Consider the following 19,531-nt stretch of genomic DNA (forward strand, 5'->3'; position numbering starts at 1 on the left):
TCTTCGAGCAGGTGCAGGCGGCGGGACTTGGCGAACCACTCCTGCCGTGTGCGGTAACCGCCCGGCGCCTGCTTGGTGCCCCTCGCTCCCACGGGAACAGACAGCCGATGCGTGATCGTCGCAATCCCGGCCTGAAGGCCCTGGATGTGCGCGAGCTGACCACGCCGGGCGAGCGCCCACTGATCGTGCGTGGCCTTCGTGATCGACCCGGCCCAGCGCGAGGAGGACTCCTCTGTGAGAGTGCGCTTGCGCTCGGCCCACTGCTCACTGTCGTGCTCCAGCCCGGCCGCGCACCGCGCCTTCAGATCACGGGAGGCGAGCGAACCGAGCAGGTCACCGACCAGGCGAAGCACCTTCTCGTCCCCGGCGCTCAGGTGCTTGAGCCGGGTACGGATCGCCACCCCCGAAGGGCCCGGCACCACGAACGGCGCCGCCACCTCCCGCAGTCCCCCCACCCCTTCACCCCCGGCCCGCATCGAAGAAATCCGTCACCGCACTCAACGACCACCACCGGCGAAGGTCACGCATTCGACGCAAGAACTCTCGTTCCCCGCCAGGGAGTGGGCCTGCCGCCGCCCGGAGGCTCACTCATGCGTACCAGAACACGCTCAAGTGCCGTCCATCGCCACCTGTTCACAACCCCTCGACCTGCAGGACGCCGTCGACGAGCGGACCTATGACGACACCCTGGACGAGGGCTACTCGCCGCCGGAGAAGCCGCTCGGCGTCACCCGGCATGGCACCACGGCCGCGGAACAGTACGCCGGCGAGAGCCTCGACCAACGGCTCGCCCAGGAACGGCCCGACGTGGACGAACCCGCCGGGGACGACATCGGCGACCTCCCGGGCGGAGAGGGCGAACCGGTCGACCCGGAGTCCGGCACCGAACGCGCCGGCCGCCTGGTGGCCCCGGACGAGGGCCTGCGCTCCGACACCATGAAGGAAGCGGTCGCCGACGACCGGGGCGTCGACGCCGGCGCCGCGGGCGCCGAGGAGGCCGCCGTGCACGTCGTCGACGAGGACACGACCTGACCCGGTGCCCCCTCAGTCCGCGATCCGGTCGATCTGCCGGAGCTTGTTGGTGGCGTCCAGGGCGGCCACCTTGTAGGACTCCGCGAGCGTCGGATAGTTGAATACCGCATTGACCAGATAGTCGACCGTGCCGCCGCACCCCATCACGGACTGACCGATGTGGATCAGCTCGGTCGCCCCGCTGCCGAAGCAGTGCACACCCAGCAGGGTGCGGTCCTCGGGAGAGACCAGCAGCTTGAGCATCCCGTGCGAGTCCCCGACGATCTGCCCCCGGGCCAGCTCCCGGTAGCGGGAGATCCCGACCTCGAACGGCACCCGGTCCTCGGTGAGCTGATCCTCCGTCCGCCCCACGAAGCTGATCTCCGGGATGGTGTAGATGCCGATCGGCTGGAGGTTGTGCATCCGGCCCACCGGCTCCCCGCAGGCGTGGTACGCCGCCGCCCGCCCCTGCTCCATCGACGTGGCGGCCAGGGCCGGATAGCCGATGACGTCACCCACGGCGTAGATGTGCGGCACCTGGGTGCGGTAGTGCTCGTCGACCGTGATCCGGCCGCGCGCGTCCGCCGACAGGCCGGCCTTGTCAAGGTCGAGGTCGTCGGTCAGACCCTGCCGGCCCGCGGAGTACATCACCGCGTCGGCCGGGATCTTCTTGCCGCTCTCCAGCACGGTGAGGGCGCCCCGGGGATGACGCTCGACGGCGGCGACGGTCTCCCCGAAGCGGAACGTCACCGCGAGGTCCCGCAGGTGGTACTTGAGCGACTCGACGACCTCCACGTCGCACATGTCGAGCATCCCGGCCCGCTTCTCGACCACCGTCACCCTGCTGCCGAGCGCGGCGAACATCGAGGCGTACTCCATGCCGATCACGCCGGCACCGACGATGACCATGGAGCGCGGGACTCGTTCGAGGGCGAGGACATTGTCCGAGTCCATGATCGTCCGCCCGTCGAACTCGACGCTGGCGGGCCGGGCGGGCCGGGTGCCGGTGGCGATCACGATGTGCTCGGCGCCGATCAGCCGCTCATGGCCGGTGACCTCGCGCAGCGCCACGGTGTGCGGGTCGGCGAAGCGGCCGGTGCCGGCGAACACGGCGACGTGGTTGCGGGACAGCTGGCTGCGGACGACGTCGACCTCGCGGCCGACCACGTGCTGGGTGCGGGCGGTCAGATCGGCGACGGTGATGTCCTCCTTCAGGCGGTAGCTCTGCCCGTAGAGGTCGCGCTGGGTGAGGCCGGTCAGATAGAGCACCGCCTCGCGCAGCGTCTTGGAGGGAATGGTGCCGGTGTGGATGGAGACCCCGCCGACCATGTCGGGGCGGTCGACGACGGCGACCCGGCGGCCCAGCTTGGCCGCGGCGATGGCGGCCTTCTGGCCACCCGGGCCGGATCCGAGGACGAGCATGTCGTAGTCGGGCACCCTCCGGAGTCTGACAGCCCGGACACCTCTCCGACAGGGTGAACGGTCAACCGGCTGTACGGTCAACTGCCCGAAGGCACACGTGAGTCGGTGCCCACGCCTCACCGGGAACGCGTCCGGTGTCCCCCGGAAGCCCCTAGGGCAGCAGCTTGTCGATGGCCGCCGGTCCCTCCCGGTCCAGCTTGCGCCGGGCCCATTCAAGGTTCTTCGGGGTGAGGTCCTTGCCCGAGGCAAGCACCACGTCCTCCGGCGACACATCCGTGCCGGTGCGGGTGTGGAGCAGGGCATCCGGGGTGACGCGGTCCGTGACCGGCTTGGACGCGTCGGGCTGTGGCGTCGACATGATCTCTGCTCCTCCGGTCCGGGGTTGTGCTGCGAACCCGGTGCGGTCATCGGGTCCACTAACACCATTCAACGTCGGAGCGCACACTGCATCCGGAGCGGGTGATGCCGAGGTCAGAGGGCCGGCGGCCGAGGAGCGAGCACGAGCATCGTGACGTCGTCGCGTATGACCCGGCTGTGCCGCAGCAGGTCCGCCCACACCCGGTCCGTCAGGGCGGCGGGGTCGTGCTCGGCCAGGACGGTCAGCCGCTCGGTCAGCGGGTAGAAGGCGCCGGTCCGGTCACGGGCCTCGAGGACGCCGTCGGAGACCAGGACCAGTGTGTCGCCGGGCTCCAGGAAGACGGAGAGCGCGCCTTGCGGGGTGCCGTCGGCAAGGCCGAGACCGAGCGGCATCGACGGCTCGACCCCGAGGTCCGTGGCCGTTCCCGCCCGCAGCAGCACCGGGGGCGGATGGCCGCACGTCACGATCCGCACCGCACGCGCGTCGCGGGAGAATTCGAGCAGCAGGGCGGTCGCGAACAGCTCGGCGTGCCGGGCGCTCGCCGAGTCCACCCGCAGCCGTCGGTCGAGGCGGCCGGCGACCGCCTCCAGATCCGGCTGATCGAGCACCGCCTCCCGGAAGGCGCCCAGCAGGGAGGCGACCGTGCCCACGGCCGCCAGACCATGCCCCTGGACGTCGCCCAGCACGGCGCGGACCCCGTACGGGCCGTCGCGCACGTCGTAGAAGTCACCGCCGACCAGCGTCCCGCGCTGCGCCGCCCGGTACAGGCCCCAGCAGCGCACCGGGCCGACCCCCTCGGGCAGCGGCGGCATCAGCGCCCGCTGTGCGGCCTCGGCGGTGGTGCGTTCGATGTCGAGCTGGGCGTCGCGGTGACTGCGGACGAAGGCCACGAACACGCTCATCGCGGAGACGAAGACGATGGTCCACAGGTCGGTGTCGCCGGGCCGGTTCAGCTGGAGGGCCGGGATGTGCAGCAGCGTGATCGTCAGCGCGCCGAGGACGGCGGTCCCCAGCGGTCCGTACGACAGGATGGCCAGCGGCGGGATGGCGCCCAGCAGGAAGCCGACGTCGAGGGCATCGTCGCTGAGAGCCGTGGCCACGCCCACGCCCACGATCAGCGCGGCCGGCAGCACCCGCACCCAGCGTGGCGGTGGCGCGCCCCTGAGCCAGCTCTGCCGGTCCCGGTGCCGGAGAGGTGACAGGACGGAGGCCTTCTCCACACCACCACGCTGCTACGCCGGGGCGCGCGCCGCACGCCGAGCTGTGCCGGCGCCCCCACCGTCACCGGGTGCCGAGCGTGTCCTCGACCGAGGCGAGGATCTCGGTGACCCGCAGTCCGAATGCCGCGTCGCAGGGGTGCGGCCGGCCGGAGCCGGCGGCGGCGAGGAGGGCGTCGGCGGCGCGGGCGAACGCGGGAAGCGCCCCCTCGGAGCCCGCCGGAAGGGCCGTCACCCCCGCCGTGCCGCGCAGTTCTACGGTGGCCCCCGCCGCCGCGGGCGGAGCGGTGAGGCTGAGGGTCAGGGTGCTGGACGCGCCGGTGGCGTGGTGGAGGACCGCGTGAACGGTGTCCTCGGGACCGCGTGCCGCGGCCGCCACGCCGGTCACGTCCCCGAGGACCGGCAGCAGCACGGACAGGGCATGCGGACCGACGTCCCACAGGGCACCCTTCTCCCGCCGCCACGGCGAGGTCGCGAACGGGCTGTCCCCGGAGAACACCGCGCCCAGCCACTGCGCCCGCGCCACGAACCAGCCGTCCCGTCCGGCCTGTTCGGTGATCCAGGCCTCGGGGGCGGACTGGAAGCGCGTGGTGAAGAACACGACCGAGGCGACACCGGCGCCGCGCGCCGCCTCGACCACGGCACGGCCGTCGTCGACCGTCGTGGCGACGGGCTTGTCCAGCAGCAGATGGCATCCCGCCCGGGCGGCATGCGCCGCGAGCTCCGCCTGTACCGCCGGCGGCAGCGCCACGGCGACGGCGTCCACCTCCGCGAGCAGGGCGTCGACGTCGTCGTAGGCGCGGATGGAATGACGGTCGGCCAGTTCCTTCGCCGCCGCCGGGCGGCGCCCCCACACGCCGACGAAGTCCAGTTCGTTGTGCGCGCCCAGGGCGGGGGCATGCACCATCTGCGCCCACGGGCCGGTGCCGAGCAGTCCGATACGCATACGGGTCGCCTCTCCAACGCTGCCGAATCTCGCGACGACCGGCGCCACGAGGCCGGCCGGGTGCGAGCGTGTCACACGAACGGCGGACCCGGACACCAGGCCCGCCCTCGACGGGCTCGAAGAGGCGCCCGGGCCGCGGATCACCGCCGGCTGCGGCACGAGGGGGCGGCTGCTGTTCGCCGCCCGGGTCGACGGGCGGCCCCGCCAAGGGGTGCGCACGGACCGGCCCGAGCCGCCACGGCTCTCGCCATTCAGCACTCCGGCCACTGAATCCGTTCGCTTTCCTCTGTTGGACCGCCGGCCGCAAGCCCAGCCAGGCTGGGACATCTCCCGTACGACCGCCCCCCGGCCGTACGGACTCCATCGGTTCTGCGCGACAGGCGAAAGAGGTCATGAACCCATGCACACTCGCCGCATCGGTGACGTCGAAGTCAGTGCGATCGGCCTGGGCGCCATGCCCATGTCGATCGAGGGCCGGCCGGACGAGGCACGTTCCCTCGCCACCGTCCACGCCGCCCTGGACGCCGGCGTGACGCTGATCGACACCGCTGACGCCTACCACCGGGACGCCGACGAGGTGGGGCACAACGAGACCCTGATCGCCAAGGCCCTCGCCACCCACGACCGGGGCAAGGACGTCCTGGTCGCCACCAAGGGCGGCCATCTGCGCCCCGGCGACGGCAGTTGGACGCTGGACGGCAGCCCCGCCCATCTCAAGGCGGCCTGCGAGGAGTCGCTGCGCCGGCTCGGCGTCGAGGCGATCGGCCTCTACCAGTTCCACCGCCCCGACCCCCGCGTGCCCTACGAGGAGTCCGTCGGCGCGCTCCGCGACCTGCTGGACGAGGGCAAGATCCGTATGGCGGGCATCTCCAACGCGAACCCGGACCAGATCAGGCTGGCGGGCGACATCCTGGGCGGCCGACTGGTCTCCGTGCAGAACCAGTTCTCGCCCGCCTTCCGTTCCAGCGAGCCGGAGCTGCGTCTGTGCGACGAGCTCGGCATCGCGTTCCTGCCCTGGAGCCCGCTCGGCGGTATCCCCCGGGCCGGTGAACTCGGCTCGGCCCACGCCCCGTTCGCGAGGATCGCCGACGCCCACGGGGTGAGCCCACAGCGCGTCTGCCTGGCCTGGATGCTCGCCAAGTCGCCGGTGGTCGTCCCCATTCCGGGGGCCAGCCGGCCGGAGACGATCCGCGACTCCGCCGCCGCACCCGGCCTCGTGCTCACCGCCGGGGAACTGGCGGAGCTGGACGCCGCCTGAGCTCCCTCCGGTGCGGGCCGGGCAGCCCCATGCCGGGCCTGCACCATGCACACAGGCCCTTCTTCCCCCGACGATTCGCGCATGCACTGGCACGGGGAGTCACGCACTCCCTAGGATGTATTCCCTGTCAGGCCAGTCGAGTTGGCGCTCGGCACGAAGCAGGGGGATCGATGCACACCGACAAGCCGCTGTCCACGGAGATCGACGCCAACGTGCCGACGGCCGCGCGCATGTACGACCACTACCTCGGCGGCAAGGACAACTACGCCGCGGACCGCGCCGCCTGCGAGGAACTCGACAAGGTCGTTCCCAGCACGCGCCGGCTCGCGGTGAACAACCGCCGTTTCCTCCAGCGCGTCGTCCGCACGCTCGCCGCGGAGTACGGCATCCGGCAGTTCCTCGACCACGGATCCGGCCTGCCCACCCAGGACAACGTGCACCAGGTCGCACAGCGCCACGACCCCACCGCCCACGTCGTCTACGTCGACAACGATCCCATGGTGCTGGTGCACGGCCGGGCCCTGCTGGAGCAGGACGAGCGCACCTGCGTCATCCACGCCGACATGCGGGACACCGACGCGATCTTCTCGCACCCCGACACGCAGCGCCTGATCGACTTCTCGCAGCCGGTCGCCGTGCTGTTCAACTCGGTCTTCCACTGCATTCCCGACAGCGAGACCGACGGCCCGAAGGCGGTGGCCCGCCGGGTCGCCGAGCGGCTCGCACCGGGCAGCTACCTGGTGATGTGCCAGCTGGTCAGCGAGGACGCCGAGGTGCGTGCGTTCGTCACCGACTTCATGGACAAGGCGACGCAGGGACACTGGGGCCGGGTGCGGCAGGAGAAGGACGTCGCCGAGTTCTTCGAGGGCCTGGAGATCCTCGAACCGGGCCTGGTGGAGGTGTCCACCTGGCGCCCCGACTCCGAGGTGGTGCCCCGTCAGCTCACCCACGAGTGGATCGAGTTCGGCGGCGTCGGCCGCCTCCCGTAGGTTCGTCCGGGGTATCCGGTGACTCAGCCGGCGGGATAGCGATTCGCCATCGTCTCCTGGAGCAGTTCCAGGGAGGCCCGCGGTGTGAGTGCCTCGTCGGCCAGCCGGTCCAGGGCGACGCGGTACTCCTCCGTCTCGTCCCGGTCCTCGAGGAAGTTCGCGCTCCGGATGTGCTCCAGGTAGACGACGTCGGGCAGATCGAGACCGTCGAAGCGGAGATAGGTGACCGGGATCGCCGGGGCCGACGCGTTGGTCACGTCCAACGGCACGATCTGCACGCTGACATGGGGACGCTGGGCCATCTCGACCAGATGCCCGAGCTGCTCGCGCATCACCGCACGGCTGCCGAGCACGCGCAACAGCACGGACTCGTCGATGATCGCCCACAGTTGCGGAGGGTCCGCCCGGTGCAGCAACTGAGCCCGCCGGGTGCGCAGTTCGACCCGGCGTCGCACCTCGTGCGACGGTGCCACCGGCAGCCCGCGCTCCACGACCGCCCGGGTGTAGTCCGGGGTCTGCAGCAGGCCCGGCACGTACTGGATCTCGAACGTACGGATCGCGGCAGCCGCTTCCTGCAGCCCGACCAGCCGGTCGAACCACTCGGGCATCAGCCGCTTGTCGTAACGCTGCCACCAGCCGGGCTCCCCGGCCCGCCGGAGCAACTGCAGCAGTACCGACGCCTCGTACTCCTCCGCGTCGTACAGCTTCAACAGTGCGCGGACATCGCCCTCGGTCGGAGGCCTGCGGCCCTTGCCCGACTCGATGCGCGACAGCTTGGCGGGGCTGAATCCCAGGGCGCGTGCCGCCTGTTCCTGGGCCAGCCCGGCATCCTCGCGCAGGCCCGCCAGCTGGACGCCGACCAGCATCTTCAGCAGAGTCGGAGCGGGCTCCGCCCGGTCGAGATAGGGTCGGAGGCGGGACACACGCTGTGGCTCGGCGGACATCCTGGCTCCCTGCAGACCGGCAGAAGTGACTATCACGCTACCGCACTTGGCCGGTCTGCAGCAGGCGGGACGGCTCACATCAGATGGTCGAACTCGCCTTCCTTGGCGCCGGCCAGGAACGCAGCCACCTCGGCTGCGGTGTACACGAGCGCGGGCCCGTCGGGATCACGGGAGTTGCGCATCGCGACGCCTCCGTCGCCCAGGGCGGCGACCTCGACGCAGTTGCCCTCGGCGTTGCTGTGCCGGCTCTTGATCCACCGGGCGTCCAACGAACTCGCCCGCACTCCGTTCGGCATCACTGGCACCGCGACCTCCCTCAGTTCACGTTGCTGACTCCCTACCCGGATTCTCGTGCAATTTCTCGTGCAATTGCACGGAGGTGGGGTCGGTGTGGATAATAGCTACGGCGTCAACCCCCGTGGAGGCGCCCGATCATGACGCCGCATCAGGGAAAAGGCCAGGTCGTCGACCTGTCACCCGTACCGACATGACTGCCGCGGAAAGGCCCGACGCCATGCGCACCGCTTCGACGGGACAGCAGAGCACCGAGCGCACAGACCGCGAGACGCGGCCGGCGGGAGCTCCCCGCGCCACGCCCCTGAGAGCGCTGGGCGAGGTGCCGTGGCAGGAGATCCGGGACTCCACCGGCTGCGCGGCCGGCATCCCGCTGCTGCTCAACAAGATCGCCTGGGGCGGCGCCGACACCGCCGGGGCGGCACTCGACGAACTGCGCGACCGTGTCTGCCAGTACGGCTTCGTGGTGGAGCAGGCGACGGCCGCGACGGTCCCCTTCCTGTGGGAACTTGCCCAGCTTCCCCATGTGACCTGCCGTGCCCGGATCATCGAGCTGCTGAAGAACATCGCCGACGCCCGGCAGTGGGAGAACACCGCGACGGCGTATCCCAAGCTGCTCAACCACCGTGAGAACCACGTGGTCTGGGAGCGCGCCGCTCGTCAGGCCGTCCGTGCCCGGCGGGGCGTCGTCCGGCAGCTCCAGGCCGAGCAGGACGCCGAGATCGCCCGCGTGTCCACCGAACTCGCCCGGTCCCTCGGCGATTGAAGTGCTCTTCCGGATGAATCCGGGAGATTCCTGCCTACCTTGCGGTGGCGGGTTTGACGCCTCGAGTGCGCCTGACGACTGCCCTCCCGGCAGCCGGGATGAGTGCGTGGCCCATCCGGTACAGGTGCAAGAGGTTTCGGGCCGCGTTGTAGTCGGCGTTGCCCGACCAGCCGCAGTCCGGACTCTTGCATACGAACGTGGCCTGGTCCTCGCGGCTCCCCGGTGTGATGAAGCCACATGCGGAGCAGCGTCGGGAGGTGTTCGGGGCGGGGACCTTGTGCACAGTGCCGCCGTTGCGGGCAGCCTTGTACGTCAGCATGGTCACAGTGCGGCCCCGTGCCTCCTGGCTGATGGCACGGTTGAGGCCGGCCTTCTGGGCGACGTGCTTCCCCGGTTCCTCGATGGTGCCCTTTGCGGACTTGACCATGTTCGGGATGTGGAGTTGTTCCACCACGAGCGTGCCGTAGATGCGGGCGAGGGCCGTGGTGGTCTGGTGCTGCCAGTCAGTGGCCCGTCGCGTGGCTCTGGCGCGGAGCGTCCTGATCTGGTCGTAGGTATTCCGCAGCCGGTTGGAGGTGCGTTCCTTCGGTTTGCGGAAGCTCTTGCGGTGCGCGGCCCGCCGTTCCAGGCAAAGAAGCTTGGCCTTCTCCTCAGCGGTCAGCCACTTGTCGCGGTCGGCGGTGCCGTTTTCAGTGCGGGTGGGACGGCCGTGGTCCTGGTGGTTTCCGTCCGACAGGGCCAGGGGCAGGTTCACCCCGGCGTCGATGCCGACCTCGGGCCCCGCGTGCGGCTCCGGCTTGGCTTGGAGGGTCTGCACGCGGAAGGCGATGTGCCAGCCGAGGGCGTCCTTGACCAGCCGTGCCCCGGTGATCCGGTTCTCCTTGTTGGCGCGCTTGCCGACGGGGAGATCTTTGGTCCAGCGGAATCGGACCCGGCCGATCTCAGGAATGTTGACCATGCCCCAGCGGCGGTGCACGCGGGTGATGTTCAGGTCCCGTCCCTGCGGGATGTCCACGGACATCACCGTGCGGACACGGGCCTTGAAGTTCGGCTTGTCCGCCCGGCCGTCCCAGCAGTTCTTCCACGCTTGAAGGTAGGTCTTGAGGACCGCCTGGGCGGCCTGCGCCGGCAGCACCGCCAGCCAGTCGATGTCCTTGCGGGCCTGCCACTTCACCCAACGGAGTTCACTGCTGATGCGATCACTCTGTCCTTCGGTTTATGTCACCTCGCTGGAACCCTGTTACCTGTGAGACGGACACTTCTGGTCCGGCTCGTACTTCGCTGCGTCCTGCGGCGGGGCACCGCTGACCGTCGTACGCCAGTACATCGAGAATCAACAGCGTGCCATGTACTCGGCTCAGCCCCACAGTGCAGATCCACACTTACGCGCAGGTCAGAGCAGCTTTGGGATGCGCTTCACCTCCCTCGTGAACGACTCTGTTGAGGAATGCGGATTTCGGCTCGCGTGGCCGGGTCATGCTGCGAGGGCAAGCCGGGTGAGGTGCGATGCGGGGGTCGGGCCGAGTGGTGTGCTGTTCAGCCAGGCGTCGGTGCGGATGATGTTGAGTACGGTGGCGGACAGGACGTTCGCGAGGTGGGTCTTGGCATGCCCTCGGTAGGGGGTGCGACGTAGGCGGGTGCGGCGCACGGCCTGGGAGATGGTGCCCTCCACCCCAGCGTGCACGTCATACCGCTTCTTCCAGGCGTCGATCTCCTGCTCGGCTCGTTGGTGTTCCAAGATCTCTTGCTGCTTCCGGGGCAGGAGGGTCGGGCTGCGGCCGCAGCGGCCGGTCGCTGATGCCCTGGTGCAGTGTTCACGCAGAGGGCATGGACGGCAGTCCGCGGCGGAGAACTGCACCTTGGTGACCGGGTTCCGCTGGGCTTGACCTGACCGGACCAGCTGATACTGACCGCGCCCCCTGGGCAGGTCACCTTCTTTCGCTCCCAGTCGACGCGGAAGGCACGCTGGGACAGGCCCAGCCCCACCCCTACTACTTGTCCAGACCAAGTGGCGCACCCGGTCACCCGGTGTGGATGACCGTGACGAGGACGGTGACTGGTGCGCGTGAGCCGTGCTGGGCCAGGAAGGCAGACACGGCGGCGCGGACGTCTTCGCGTACCTGCTGGGCGACGTCCAGAACTCGGCGGCTTTCCTGTGTGGCGCAGCGTACTTCCACATGCCAGCCGTCTTCGGCTGTGCGTTCGATGCGGACGCCGGCCTCGGCTGGGAGGGTCGCGGCTCCGACCATGGCACGCCACGCGCGGGGAGCCGCGGCGGCCAGGTGGTCGGCGAGGGTCGGCTGTAGTCCGGCCACGCCGGAAACGTCGAGGGCCGCCCGAGCGGCGATCTGGCGGACGTCCCGGTCTGTGGTGGCGGAGGTCATCGCTGTTCGCTTCGTTCGGACGTCTCGCCACGGAGTGTGTCGGCAGGGTCCAACACAGTGTCGATCATCAGATCGACGCCGGTGACTGCCAGGCCCAGCTCGTGGTCTGCGGCATGCAGCACGGCGCGGCGTACCTGGGCGGCCCGGTCGGGCAGTGGCTGGTCGAGTGTGGTGGCCAGGGTCATGGTGACGTGGATGGCGGTGCCGTCTCCCATGGGGACGAGGCGGCAGCTGGCGGCTCGGGCACCGGGGACGCTGTCGGCGGCGCGGCGCAGTACTCTCGCGGCGGCACGCTCAGCGATCCGCAGGTCCTCGGCGGGGTCGTCCAGCGGCAGCATCGCGCCGAGACGGGCCTCTGCCCGTACGGCTTTCATGACCCGGTCGGCGAGGCTGTGACCGTCGGGGCGATCTTTGGCGCGGAGGGCGCGGGTGGCCCGGTCCAGGGCGGCCAGCCCTTCGACGGCCTGTTGGCAGTGTGGGCAGCGGGTCGTATGCGGGTCTGCCATGGCCTCGCTGTCGCGTGCCTGCTCCCAGGCGCGGCTGAGTGAGCGCCCACAGGGCAGCTGCTCGTCGCCCGCCAGCAGCTGCGCTTCGAGCAGCGGCGGAGTGCCGACCAGCCGGGCCTCGGCCGGCGGTTCGCCTCGGACGGGGTGCGGATCGTCTAGCGCCATGGGCCCATCGCCTCCTGCAACGCGCGTCGTGCGCGAAACAGCCTGCCGCGCACCGTCTGTTCACTGGTCCCGGTCACGTGTGCGATCTCCTCGTAGTGCAGGCCGTGCAGTTCCCGTAGGACCCAGCAGACCCGCTGATCGGGGTTGAGTGCGCGAAGTGCTTGGGACAGGGCGGCTGTGACCGCGTCCGCCTCGGCAGCGGCCTGCGGTGTGGCGGAGGCGTCGCGAGCGACGGGCTCGGGAACCTTTTCCAAGGGGACGGCACGGGGGCGGCGCAGGATGTTGAGACAGCGATTGGTGACGATGCGGTACATCCAGGTGCCGAACGAAGCCCCGTGGCGGAACTCCGGCAGCCGCCGCCAGGCGCTGAGAAAGGCGTCCTGGACGACGTCCTCCGCATCGGTCCGGTTGCCGAGAAGGTGACGGGCGAGTGCGAGCAGTGGACTGCTGTGACGACGGACCAAGACGGCGAACGCGTCATCATCCCCTTCGGAAGCCCGTACCGCGAGCACCCGGTCAGGGACCGCTGACGGGGCAGGAGCGCGCGGTCCGCAGCCAGCAGAGGCGCGGGGCCGGTCTGCTCGCCTTCCACCGCGGGCCTCCTGCCAGGGGCCGTTGCCCTGACATCCGCACACACCCATACATTCTATGTGACACACATCACATGAAAGGCGTGAGGAGTGCGGTTCCGATGTGTCTAATCCTTCGACGGGCACCACCCCGGTGCGCGCATGGACGCCTTCGGGAGGTCCTCATGTCCGACACCCTCAGCAGCCCCCTGGCAAGTGAGAGTCAGCCCAGCACCGCAGGCAAGGCACTGCGGGACCGCAGCGGCGTCGGCACCGCGCCCGAGACGCGGGGGCGCACGACCATCGCCGACAGCGTGGTGGAGAAGATCGCAGGAATGGCCGCTCGCGAGGTACCGGGCATTCACAGCCTCGGCGCCGGGATGGCCCGCACCTTCGGAGCCGTCCGCGACCGGGTCCCCGGCGGACACCCCAGTGTGACCCGCGGCGTGAGCGTCGAGGTGGGCGAACGCCAGGCGGCCGTGGACCTCGATGTGGTAGTCGAGTACGGCGTGTCCATCGTGGACGTCGCCGGCGACGTCCGCACCAACGTCATCACGGCAGTCGAACGTATGACAGGCCTGGAAGTCGTGGAGGTGAACATCGCCGTCGACGACGTCCACCTGCCCGACGAGGAAGAGCGGGAGGAAGCCGAGGCCCGCGTGAAGTGAACGCGGCAGCCTGCCGCCCAGGACTCGCGGCGGGCGGGGAACGCGGATCGACAGGGATTCGGGTGAGTGAGATGACCAGAGCGACGGTCGGGTTGCTGGCAGGTTTGGCCCTGGGCTTCGCCGCCTACTTTGGCGGCTTCTGGGCCTTCCTGCTTGTGGCCGCCCTGGGAGCGGTCGGTTTCGTCATCGGCCGCATCCTGGACGGTGACCTGGAGATGTCCGACTTTGTTCGAACCCGGCAACGGCGATGACCACGCGCCCTGCATCACCCCAGCCCAGCGGGCCGACGGACGCAACCCCGCCCCGTGTTCCGGCTGCCGAGCGCGGCGCGACCGTGATCCCCGACAAGGTGGTCGCCCGTATCACGGCCCGCGCCGCACACGAGGCGCTGGCCGGTCAGACGGGTACGAGCCTCGCCCACCTGGGGCTCACTCCGCCCCGTTCCACGGTCGCGGTCAGCGGCGGAACGGCCCGGCTGAGCCTGCTCCTGGATCTGCCCTACCCGACCGACATCGCGGGTGCCTCGCGCGAGGTGCAGCACTACGTCGGCCAGCGGGTGGCCCGGCTGACCGGCATGCGCGTCACCGAGGTCACCCTGACCATCCAGCACCTGGTTCCTTCCGGCGGCCTGGAGCACAGACGAGTGCGATGAACGGGTCGGCCCCGCCGGAAAGGAGGGCCCGACATGACACAGGACGGGGAGTCCTCCGCCGAGCCGGAGCAGCTCGTCAGAACCGATGAGGTCACATCCGTGACGGCGGGATTGCTGGCCCATCAAGGGCCAGACGCCGCGCGGCCCCAGTCAAGCAGCGTGGCCGACGGCACACGTGCATCGCGCCGTCTGTGGTCTACGCGCCGGATACCCACGGCGCTGACGGCCCTCGTCATCGTGGCCGGCGCCGGGATCTTGCTGTTCGACGTCGCCAGAGTGCGCACCGGCCACAGGGCTGCCGCCTGGCGCACCCGCCTGGCCCACGAACTGGCCACCCGGCCCCTGGACGACGTCTGGATGCTCACCGGCGCGGCTCTGACCGCAGCCCTCGGCCTGTGGCTGATCATCCTGGCGCTCACCCCGGGACTTCGCCACCAACTGCCACTCAACACGCCTGCCGGCCCGAACCCGGTGCGCGCCGTGCTGGACCGCGACGCAGCCGCCCTCCTGCTGCGAGACGCCGCCATGCGCGTCCCCGGAGTCAGCCGAGCCAGGATCCGGGTACGCCGACACCGCATCAAGGCCCGCGCGGACATACGCTTCCGCGACCCCGGCGACGTCGAGACCGATCTCACCGCCGCTCTGCACGAGCAACGCGACCGGCTCCCGCTGGTTCACCCGCCCCGGATCACCGTCCGCGTACGGCAACGCCGCAGCTGACCCGCCAGAGGACGCTGGAAACGGGTCGGAAGGAGGCAGGAGAACCATGATGAGGCAGTCCACGGTCAACCGGGCCCTGCTGGCTCTGGCCGGCCTCGTCCTGCTCGGCGGAGGCCTGCTGGTCCTCGTCGGCGGCTTCGACCTCTACCGGCGCTGGCACCTGTCGCCACCCGACGGCTGGCCCCTGGCCACCCCGCACGCCGTTCTGCTCAGCGCCGAAGACCGTACTCGCTGGACCGACGAGGCCTGGTGGTGGCCGGTGGTGATCGCCACCCTGGTCGTCATCGTCCTGCTCGCCCTGTGGTGGCTGTCGGCACAACTGCGCCGACCCCGCCCAGGCCGCATGCTCATCGGGGGAACAGCCCCTGCGGACGGTGTGGAACTGCACGACCACGCCCTCAGCGACGCCATCGCCACCGAGGCTCGCCAACTGCCCGGAGTCCAGCGCGCGAAGGTACGGATGGTCGGCCGCGTCCGCCGCCCCCAGGCACGCATCACCCTCACGCTCACCCCCGACAGCGAGCCCGGGCCTGTCCTGTGGGCCCTGTGCCACGGCCCTCTGGAACGCGCTCGCCAGTCCACCGGCTGGACCCAGCTTCCCGCCCAGGCGCGATTGCGCATTGCCACACACAAACCCCAGCGCGCCGAGTAGCAGCCCTGACTGGGGAATCGGGCCAGGTCCCCTTTTGTCGTCAACCGATCTCCAGGGACTGAACGCTGCCGGAGGAACTACTAGGTGGCTCGGCGGAGGCGATCGGCGACGGCGTGGCCAACGACGAGGTACACGAGGGCGGGTAGGCCGTAGTTGAGCAGTACCCGGAGCCATTCGGTGTCCATGGTGAAGAGGTCATGAGACCAGCCGGCCAGTAAGCGGCGTCCTCCACAAAGCTCACCAAGCCGTTCGACCGATTGGTATCGAGCAGAAACATCAGGATCCACAGGCCGAGGATCGCGGCGGTGATGTGAGCTGTGCCTGGGATCTGCGACGCGCGACCGTCCGTTTCGAGAGCTGGCAGGCTTCTCGCCTGTGGTGACCCCCGCCCGTCACTGAGCGGTCAGGTGAGAGCGGAGCCTGGCCAGGATCCGGCCGAGCAGGCGGGAGACGTGCGTCTGAGTGATTCCGAATTCGGTACCGATCTGGTGCTGGGTCATCTCACGGCCGAACCGCATGGCGAGAATCTGACGGTCACGCTCCGGCAGCCTTGCGATCACTGGTTGCAGGGCGGTCAGCTCTTCGACCAGTTCGAGGTCGTGCTCCTCGAAGCCGAGGAGGTCGGCCAGTTCGTCATCGGGCTCGGTTCCGTCGAGGGGAGCGTTCAGCGAGGCGGTGTTGTAGCTGTTGGCGGCCTCCAGCCCCTCCAGCACCTCTTCGGCATCCAGGTCCAGGTGTGCGGCCAGTTCGGCGACGGTTGGCGGACGGCCGAGGTCCTGTTCCAGGGCCACAGTCGCGGCGCGCAGAGTAAGGCGCAGCTCACGCAGTCGGCGCGGGACTCGCACGGCCCAGGTGGTGTCACGGAAGAACCGCTTGATCTCTCCCACGATGGTTGGCATTGCGAAGGTCGGGAACTCGACGCCGCGCGAGGGATCGAACCGGTTGATCACCTTGATCAGACCGATGCTGCCGGCCTGGATGACCGACTCGGCCCGCGAGTTGAAGCGACGGGCCGCGAAGTATGTTCTTCTCCAAGACCCGCGGCCTGCCCGTGATCACCGCCGGCGAGGCGGCATCCCTGGGCACCGTCGCGGACCTGACCATCGATGCGCACACCGCCAGCGTCGCGTACCTGCGCCTGTCCGGAACGTCAGGTCATGCGGATGCCCTTGCTTGGAACGCGGTGGAAGCGGTGGGGCCCGACGCGGTCATCGTGCACTCCCGCATTGCCGCCGAAGCAGCGCCGGACAAGGCTCCTGTCCACCATGAGGCCCTGGGCATCCGGGTGTTGACCGAGCATGGCGTCGAACACGGCACCGTCAAGGACATCGCCTTCGCCCCCACGTCCGGCCGCATCCTCACCCTCTACACGGCCCTCGGCGAGATTTCCGGAGACCGTCTGCTGGGTCTCGGCTCCTACGCCCTTGTGGTACGTGCTCCACGCTCCTGAGGTTGCGCGAGCCCTGGTTACGTGGCGGGCAGCACCGCGCGCACCGTCTTGCCGCCGCCGGAATCACACGCCACCGAAAGTCGACGGGACACCGCCCGCACCAGCGCGATGCCACGCCCGCTCTCCGCGGACAGAGACTGCTCCCGCAGGCACGGCCGGAGCGGGCTGTCGTCGTGGACCTCGATGGTGAGCTCGTTGGCGTCATCCACCGACAACCGCAACCGGCAGCAACTACGGCCGTGCCGAGTGGCGTTGGCCACCAGCTCCGAGGCCACCAGCACGGCATCGTCCACATCGGCGGAGTGCACGGCGGCTTGGTCCCGGGTGAGGAACTCCTGAGTCAGCCGACGGGCGCAGCAAGCGGAGTCCTCCTCACACGGCAGGTGGTATTCGACGCGTGCGGTACGCCGTCGGGCGCGCCAGTGCGCACGCATGGTGCTCACTTCCCCTCCGCAGAGGATGGCCGAAGCACCGCGGGGTGCGGCGCCGGGCGGGGGTGACAAGAGCGGCACATCCTTTGTTCCGCCCTTTCCCTTACCCGGTGCCCCGCAACCTGGTCATCGGACATTGTCCACGCGCGACGTACCGCACTTGACGTACGCATGCGACAACCTCACCGACCACCAGTATCCCGTGCGTCGCCCCGGCCCCCTCAGCGTGAGGCACCTCGGTCACGGGTCTGCCCGTCCCCGCGGTTGCGCCTTCCCCAGCTGCGACTGCTCCTGGCTCAGCGGGTCATGTCCCGCGGGGTGGTGTAGTCACGGCAGCTGTTTCGGTTCCGGTTGTGGGGTGATCTGCGGTTCGGGTGTGGTCGGCTTGTCGGTGAACAGCTCTGCCATGGACCTCCAGGGCGTGGTGGTGTCCGTGGACCCGGCGACCAAGAGTCACGAGAACGCGAACATGACGGCGTTCACGGTGGCGGGGCGCGGGTTCCCGGTGGAGACGATGTTCGGGGATGACCGGCCTCGCGGGTATCTGCTGCACTGCGAGCAGGACCGGTACACGCCGACACAGGCGATGAAGCGCGCCGCCACGCTGTACCACGAGCACCGCGCGGACTGCGTGGCCATCGAGGCGAACAACGGCGGCGACTACCTGCCCGCGCTCCTGGAGCAGGTGGACCCGACGGTGAACTGGCGGATCGTTCACGCCACGCGCGGGAAGCGTGCGCGGGCGGCCCCGGCGGCGCAGCTGTACGAGCAGACCAGGGTGTCGCATGTCGGTCCGGCTCGGCGGTTCGCGGAGCTGGAGGAGCAGATGACCACGTTCGTCGGCCAGGGCGGGACGGAGGACTCGCCGGACCTGCTGGACTCGGCCGTGTGGGCGCTTTGGGACCTATTCCTCGACCCGACCATCGCCGCCGCCGCGCGGCGGCGATGACCAGCGGCTGAGCGGTCGGCGCTGACGGAGGGCGGCATCGGGTCTGGGACGGGCGATTTTCGGTCGCTGTCGCTGCGTGTTGGGGCAAGCGTGGCGTGTGCGCACGCCGTGGTGGCGACACTGCGCCGTCGTATCAACGGCCCAGCGAGGACGTTCGCGCGGGCTTACGGCGGCCTGGTCCGCTGGCGGTCGGTGTTCACCTCAGGCCGGGCATCCTGGTCAGGCTGAGGTCTTCGGCTGTGACTCGCCGCTTTGGGCGCGCAGTTGCTCGTTGATGCGTTGGGCTTCCTCGAGTTGGTCTTCGAGGATGATGATGCGGCAGGCGGCCTCGATGGCGGTGCCCTGGTCGACGAGTTCGCGGGCGCGGGCGGCGATGCGTAGCTGGTATCGGGAGTAGCGGCGGTGGCCGCCTTCGGAGCGCAGGGGGGTGATCAGGCGGTGCTCGCCGAGGGCGCGGAGGAAGGCGGGGGTGGTGCCGAGCATCTCGGCGGCCCGGCCCATGGTGTAGGCGGGGTAGTCGTCGTCGTCGAGGTTGTCGGCGGGACGGGTATTGCGAGGGGGCATAGACCTCTTCTTTCGGGGGACGCGTCGGGGGGCCCGGGTGCCGTACGGCACCCGGGCCCCGAGCTTTCAACACCATCTACCGGCAAACTGCGCCGGCCTTCTGTGTCCGCAGGTTCCGCCTGGGAGGGCGGGGCTGCGGGGATCGCGGATGCGTGACCGGGGACCACCTTCCAATCCGGGGCCTGCGGTACCCGAGCGGACTTCTTTCTCGCCCGGGCGATCCTGATGGCGTCTGCTCCTTACCTTCGGTTACTCGGTTGTACTGCTGGATACCGCGGGTACTGCTCGCGGCCCCTGGGGCCGCGTCCTGCTTGACCTGCATGCACGGCAGTTCATCTCTGCCGCGCCCTCATCGACTTCCTGGGTACGACGGAAACAGTAACCCCGCAACAAGCCAATGTCTACTGTGGCCACGACAGGTTTTCTTCAGAGTCGATGCACGGAGTTCTGTCGCAAATACACCCAGAAGAGTGCTGTCCCGGGTTGAAGCCCCGCCCGGCGGGCACACGCTGAGCCTGGCGGCACAACCGATCCAGGGCCGGGTGGTAGCACATGACCGACACGAAGACGACGAGCTCGGAACCCCCAAGGCGCCTGTGGTTCTTGAGGGCGACAG

General features: G+C 69.8%; 24 protein-coding genes and 4 pseudogenes. 12 read left to right on the forward strand and 16 right to left on the reverse strand.

All coding sequences use genetic code 11. The annotated features are described in order from the left end of the window. Positions 1-455: pseudogene (locus ACFV7R_RS26690) on the reverse strand (IS200/IS605 family accessory protein TnpB-related protein); the annotation flags it as partial. A 157-nt stretch (positions 456-612) separates the two neighbouring features. On the opposite strand from ACFV7R_RS26690, the gene ACFV7R_RS26695 reads away from it, so the two are divergent. Beyond that, the gene (locus tag ACFV7R_RS26695) at positions 613-1,032 is read left to right on the forward strand and encodes a DUF5709 domain-containing protein (RefSeq protein WP_385267807.1); all 420 of its coding nucleotides are present in this window, start codon (positions 613-615) and stop codon (positions 1,030-1,032) included. Between the two features lie 12 nt (positions 1,033-1,044). On the opposite strand, the gene sthA is transcribed toward ACFV7R_RS26695, so the two are convergent. The 4 genes from sthA to ACFV7R_RS26715 all read right to left on the reverse strand — a co-directional run bounded on the left by sthA (position 1,045) and on the right by ACFV7R_RS26715 (position 4,954). Next, positions 1,045-2,448: a Si-specific NAD(P)(+) transhydrogenase gene (gene sthA, locus ACFV7R_RS26700; RefSeq protein WP_385267809.1), complete on the reverse strand. Its 1,404-nt coding sequence runs from the start codon at positions 2,446-2,448 to the stop codon at positions 1,045-1,047. A 136-nt stretch (positions 2,449-2,584) separates the two neighbouring features. Next, positions 2,585-2,791: a hypothetical protein gene (locus ACFV7R_RS26705; RefSeq protein WP_129803102.1), complete on the reverse strand. Its 207-nt coding sequence runs from the start codon at positions 2,789-2,791 to the stop codon at positions 2,585-2,587. A 113-nt stretch (positions 2,792-2,904) separates the two neighbouring features. After that, the gene (locus ACFV7R_RS26710; RefSeq protein WP_385267811.1) at positions 2,905-4,011 is read right to left on the reverse strand and encodes a PP2C family protein-serine/threonine phosphatase; all 1,107 of its coding nucleotides are present in this window, start codon (positions 4,009-4,011) and stop codon (positions 2,905-2,907) included. Between the two features lie 61 nt (positions 4,012-4,072). Continuing rightward, entirely contained in the window at positions 4,073-4,954 is an 882-nt protein-coding gene (locus ACFV7R_RS26715) for a Gfo/Idh/MocA family protein (protein ID WP_385267813.1), read from the reverse strand. A gap of 400 nt (positions 4,955-5,354) precedes the next feature. Here ACFV7R_RS26715 and ACFV7R_RS26720 point away from each other — a divergent pair, with 400 nt between their 5' ends. Together ACFV7R_RS26720 and ACFV7R_RS26725 are read left to right on the forward strand one after the other, a co-directional pair. Next, on the forward strand, positions 5,355-6,212 hold the full coding sequence (locus ACFV7R_RS26720) for an aldo/keto reductase (RefSeq protein WP_385267815.1): 858 nt from the start codon (positions 5,355-5,357) through the stop codon (positions 6,210-6,212). A gap of 170 nt (positions 6,213-6,382) precedes the next feature. Then, positions 6,383-7,201, forward strand: a complete 819-nt coding sequence (locus tag ACFV7R_RS26725; RefSeq protein ID WP_385267817.1) for an SAM-dependent methyltransferase — start codon at positions 6,383-6,385, stop codon at positions 7,199-7,201. Between the two features lie 23 nt (positions 7,202-7,224). On the opposite strand, the gene ACFV7R_RS26730 is transcribed toward ACFV7R_RS26725, so the two are convergent. Both ACFV7R_RS26730 and ACFV7R_RS26735 read right to left on the reverse strand, forming a co-directional pair. Beyond that, positions 7,225-8,145 (reverse strand): helix-turn-helix domain-containing protein, encoded by a 921-nt coding sequence (locus ACFV7R_RS26730; protein WP_385267819.1) that lies wholly within the window; start codon positions 8,143-8,145, stop codon positions 7,225-7,227. 74 nt (positions 8,146-8,219) lie between these two features. After that, positions 8,220-8,441, reverse strand: coding sequence for a DUF397 domain-containing protein (locus ACFV7R_RS26735; protein ID WP_129803141.1), 222 nt, complete (start codon positions 8,439-8,441; stop codon positions 8,220-8,222). A 218-nt stretch (positions 8,442-8,659) separates the two neighbouring features. Here ACFV7R_RS26735 and ACFV7R_RS26740 point away from each other — a divergent pair, with 218 nt between their 5' ends. After that, positions 8,660-9,205 carry a hypothetical protein gene (locus tag ACFV7R_RS26740; protein ID WP_385268176.1) on the forward strand — a complete coding sequence of 182 codons (546 nt, stop codon included), beginning with the start codon at positions 8,660-8,662 and terminating at the stop codon, positions 9,203-9,205. A gap of 34 nt (positions 9,206-9,239) precedes the next feature. Here the strand turns inward: ACFV7R_RS26740 and ACFV7R_RS26745 are convergent, their stop codons facing one another. Continuing rightward, positions 9,240-10,379: an RNA-guided endonuclease InsQ/TnpB family protein gene (locus ACFV7R_RS26745; protein WP_385267821.1), complete on the reverse strand. Its 1,140-nt coding sequence runs from the start codon at positions 10,377-10,379 to the stop codon at positions 9,240-9,242. A gap of 79 nt (positions 10,380-10,458) precedes the next feature. On the opposite strand from ACFV7R_RS26745, the pseudogene ACFV7R_RS26750 reads away from it, so the two are divergent. Continuing rightward, positions 10,459-10,545: pseudogene (locus ACFV7R_RS26750) on the forward strand (transposase); the annotation flags it as partial. Between the two features lie 134 nt (positions 10,546-10,679). Here the strand turns inward: ACFV7R_RS26750 and ACFV7R_RS26755 are convergent. From ACFV7R_RS26755 to ACFV7R_RS26770, 4 genes are read right to left on the reverse strand one after another with little or no spacing between them, the layout of a single operon-like run. Next, positions 10,680-11,222 carry a transposase gene (locus ACFV7R_RS26755; RefSeq protein WP_385267823.1) on the reverse strand — a complete coding sequence of 181 codons (543 nt, stop codon included), beginning with the start codon at positions 11,220-11,222 and terminating at the stop codon, positions 10,680-10,682. Positions 11,223-11,226: 4 nt separating this feature from the next. Further along, positions 11,227-11,589, reverse strand: a complete 363-nt coding sequence (locus ACFV7R_RS26760; protein ID WP_385267825.1) for an Asp23/Gls24 family envelope stress response protein — start codon at positions 11,587-11,589, stop codon at positions 11,227-11,229. Then, positions 11,586-12,260, reverse strand: a complete 675-nt coding sequence (locus tag ACFV7R_RS26765; RefSeq protein ID WP_385267827.1) for a hypothetical protein — start codon at positions 12,258-12,260, stop codon at positions 11,586-11,588. Before ACFV7R_RS26765 ends, ACFV7R_RS26760 begins: the two co-directional genes overlap by 4 nt. Next, on the reverse strand, positions 12,251-12,772 hold the full coding sequence (locus tag ACFV7R_RS26770) for an RNA polymerase sigma factor (RefSeq protein WP_385267829.1): 522 nt from the start codon (positions 12,770-12,772) through the stop codon (positions 12,251-12,253). Before ACFV7R_RS26770 ends, ACFV7R_RS26765 begins: the two co-directional genes overlap by 10 nt. Before the next feature lie 242 nt (positions 12,773-13,014). On the opposite strand from ACFV7R_RS26770, the gene ACFV7R_RS26775 reads away from it, so the two are divergent. The 5 genes from ACFV7R_RS26775 to amaP all read left to right on the forward strand — a co-directional run bounded on the left by ACFV7R_RS26775 (position 13,015) and on the right by amaP (position 15,521). Then, positions 13,015-13,497 carry an Asp23/Gls24 family envelope stress response protein gene (locus tag ACFV7R_RS26775; protein WP_385267831.1) on the forward strand — a complete coding sequence of 161 codons (483 nt, stop codon included), beginning with the start codon at positions 13,015-13,017 and terminating at the stop codon, positions 13,495-13,497. Positions 13,498-13,568: 71 nt separating this feature from the next. Next, positions 13,569-13,748 (forward strand): DUF2273 domain-containing protein, encoded by a 180-nt coding sequence (locus ACFV7R_RS26780; protein WP_385267833.1) that lies wholly within the window; start codon positions 13,569-13,571, stop codon positions 13,746-13,748. Further along, complete coding sequence (locus ACFV7R_RS26785; RefSeq protein ID WP_385267835.1) at positions 13,745-14,149, forward strand: Asp23/Gls24 family envelope stress response protein; 405 nt, start codon at positions 13,745-13,747, stop codon at positions 14,147-14,149. Before ACFV7R_RS26780 ends, ACFV7R_RS26785 begins: the two co-directional genes overlap by 4 nt. Before the next feature lie 33 nt (positions 14,150-14,182). Further along, positions 14,183-14,869, forward strand: coding sequence for a DUF6286 domain-containing protein (locus ACFV7R_RS26790; RefSeq protein WP_385267837.1), 687 nt, complete (start codon positions 14,183-14,185; stop codon positions 14,867-14,869). Between the two features lie 46 nt (positions 14,870-14,915). Continuing rightward, on the forward strand, positions 14,916-15,521 hold the full coding sequence (amaP, locus tag ACFV7R_RS26795) for an alkaline shock response membrane anchor protein AmaP (RefSeq protein ID WP_385267839.1): 606 nt from the start codon (positions 14,916-14,918) through the stop codon (positions 15,519-15,521). A gap of 80 nt (positions 15,522-15,601) precedes the next feature. Here amaP and ACFV7R_RS26800 read toward each other — a convergent pair. Together ACFV7R_RS26800 and ACFV7R_RS26805 are read right to left on the reverse strand one after the other, a co-directional pair. Next, positions 15,602-15,885, reverse strand: a pseudogene (locus tag ACFV7R_RS26800) (hypothetical protein). Between the two features lie 28 nt (positions 15,886-15,913). Continuing rightward, positions 15,914-16,528 (reverse strand): annotated as a pseudogene (locus tag ACFV7R_RS26805) (SigB/SigF/SigG family RNA polymerase sigma factor); the annotation flags it as partial. A 14-nt stretch (positions 16,529-16,542) separates the two neighbouring features. On the opposite strand from ACFV7R_RS26805, the gene ACFV7R_RS26810 reads away from it, so the two are divergent. Continuing rightward, positions 16,543-16,971 (forward strand): PRC-barrel domain-containing protein, encoded by a 429-nt coding sequence (locus ACFV7R_RS26810; protein ID WP_385267841.1) that lies wholly within the window; start codon positions 16,543-16,545, stop codon positions 16,969-16,971. 17 nt (positions 16,972-16,988) lie between these two features. On the opposite strand, the gene ACFV7R_RS26815 is transcribed toward ACFV7R_RS26810, so the two are convergent. Beyond that, the gene (locus ACFV7R_RS26815; protein WP_385268178.1) at positions 16,989-17,405 is read right to left on the reverse strand and encodes an ATP-binding protein; all 417 of its coding nucleotides are present in this window, start codon (positions 17,403-17,405) and stop codon (positions 16,989-16,991) included. Between the two features lie 388 nt (positions 17,406-17,793). Between ACFV7R_RS26815 and ACFV7R_RS26820 the strand changes: the two genes are divergently transcribed. Continuing rightward, positions 17,794-18,351 carry a hypothetical protein gene (locus ACFV7R_RS26820; protein WP_385267843.1) on the forward strand — a complete coding sequence of 186 codons (558 nt, stop codon included), beginning with the start codon at positions 17,794-17,796 and terminating at the stop codon, positions 18,349-18,351. Between the two features lie 219 nt (positions 18,352-18,570). On the opposite strand, the gene ACFV7R_RS26825 is transcribed toward ACFV7R_RS26820, so the two are convergent. Then, a complete protein-coding gene (locus ACFV7R_RS26825; protein WP_385267845.1) occupies positions 18,571-18,915 on the reverse strand; it encodes a MerR family transcriptional regulator in 345 nt (114 codons plus the stop codon). Positions 18,916-19,531: the final 616 nt, after the last annotated feature.

This window comes from Streptomyces sp. NPDC059866, from assembly GCF_042731325.1.
Taxonomy (GTDB): domain Bacteria; phylum Actinomycetota; class Actinomycetes; order Streptomycetales; family Streptomycetaceae; genus Streptomyces; species Streptomyces flavusporus.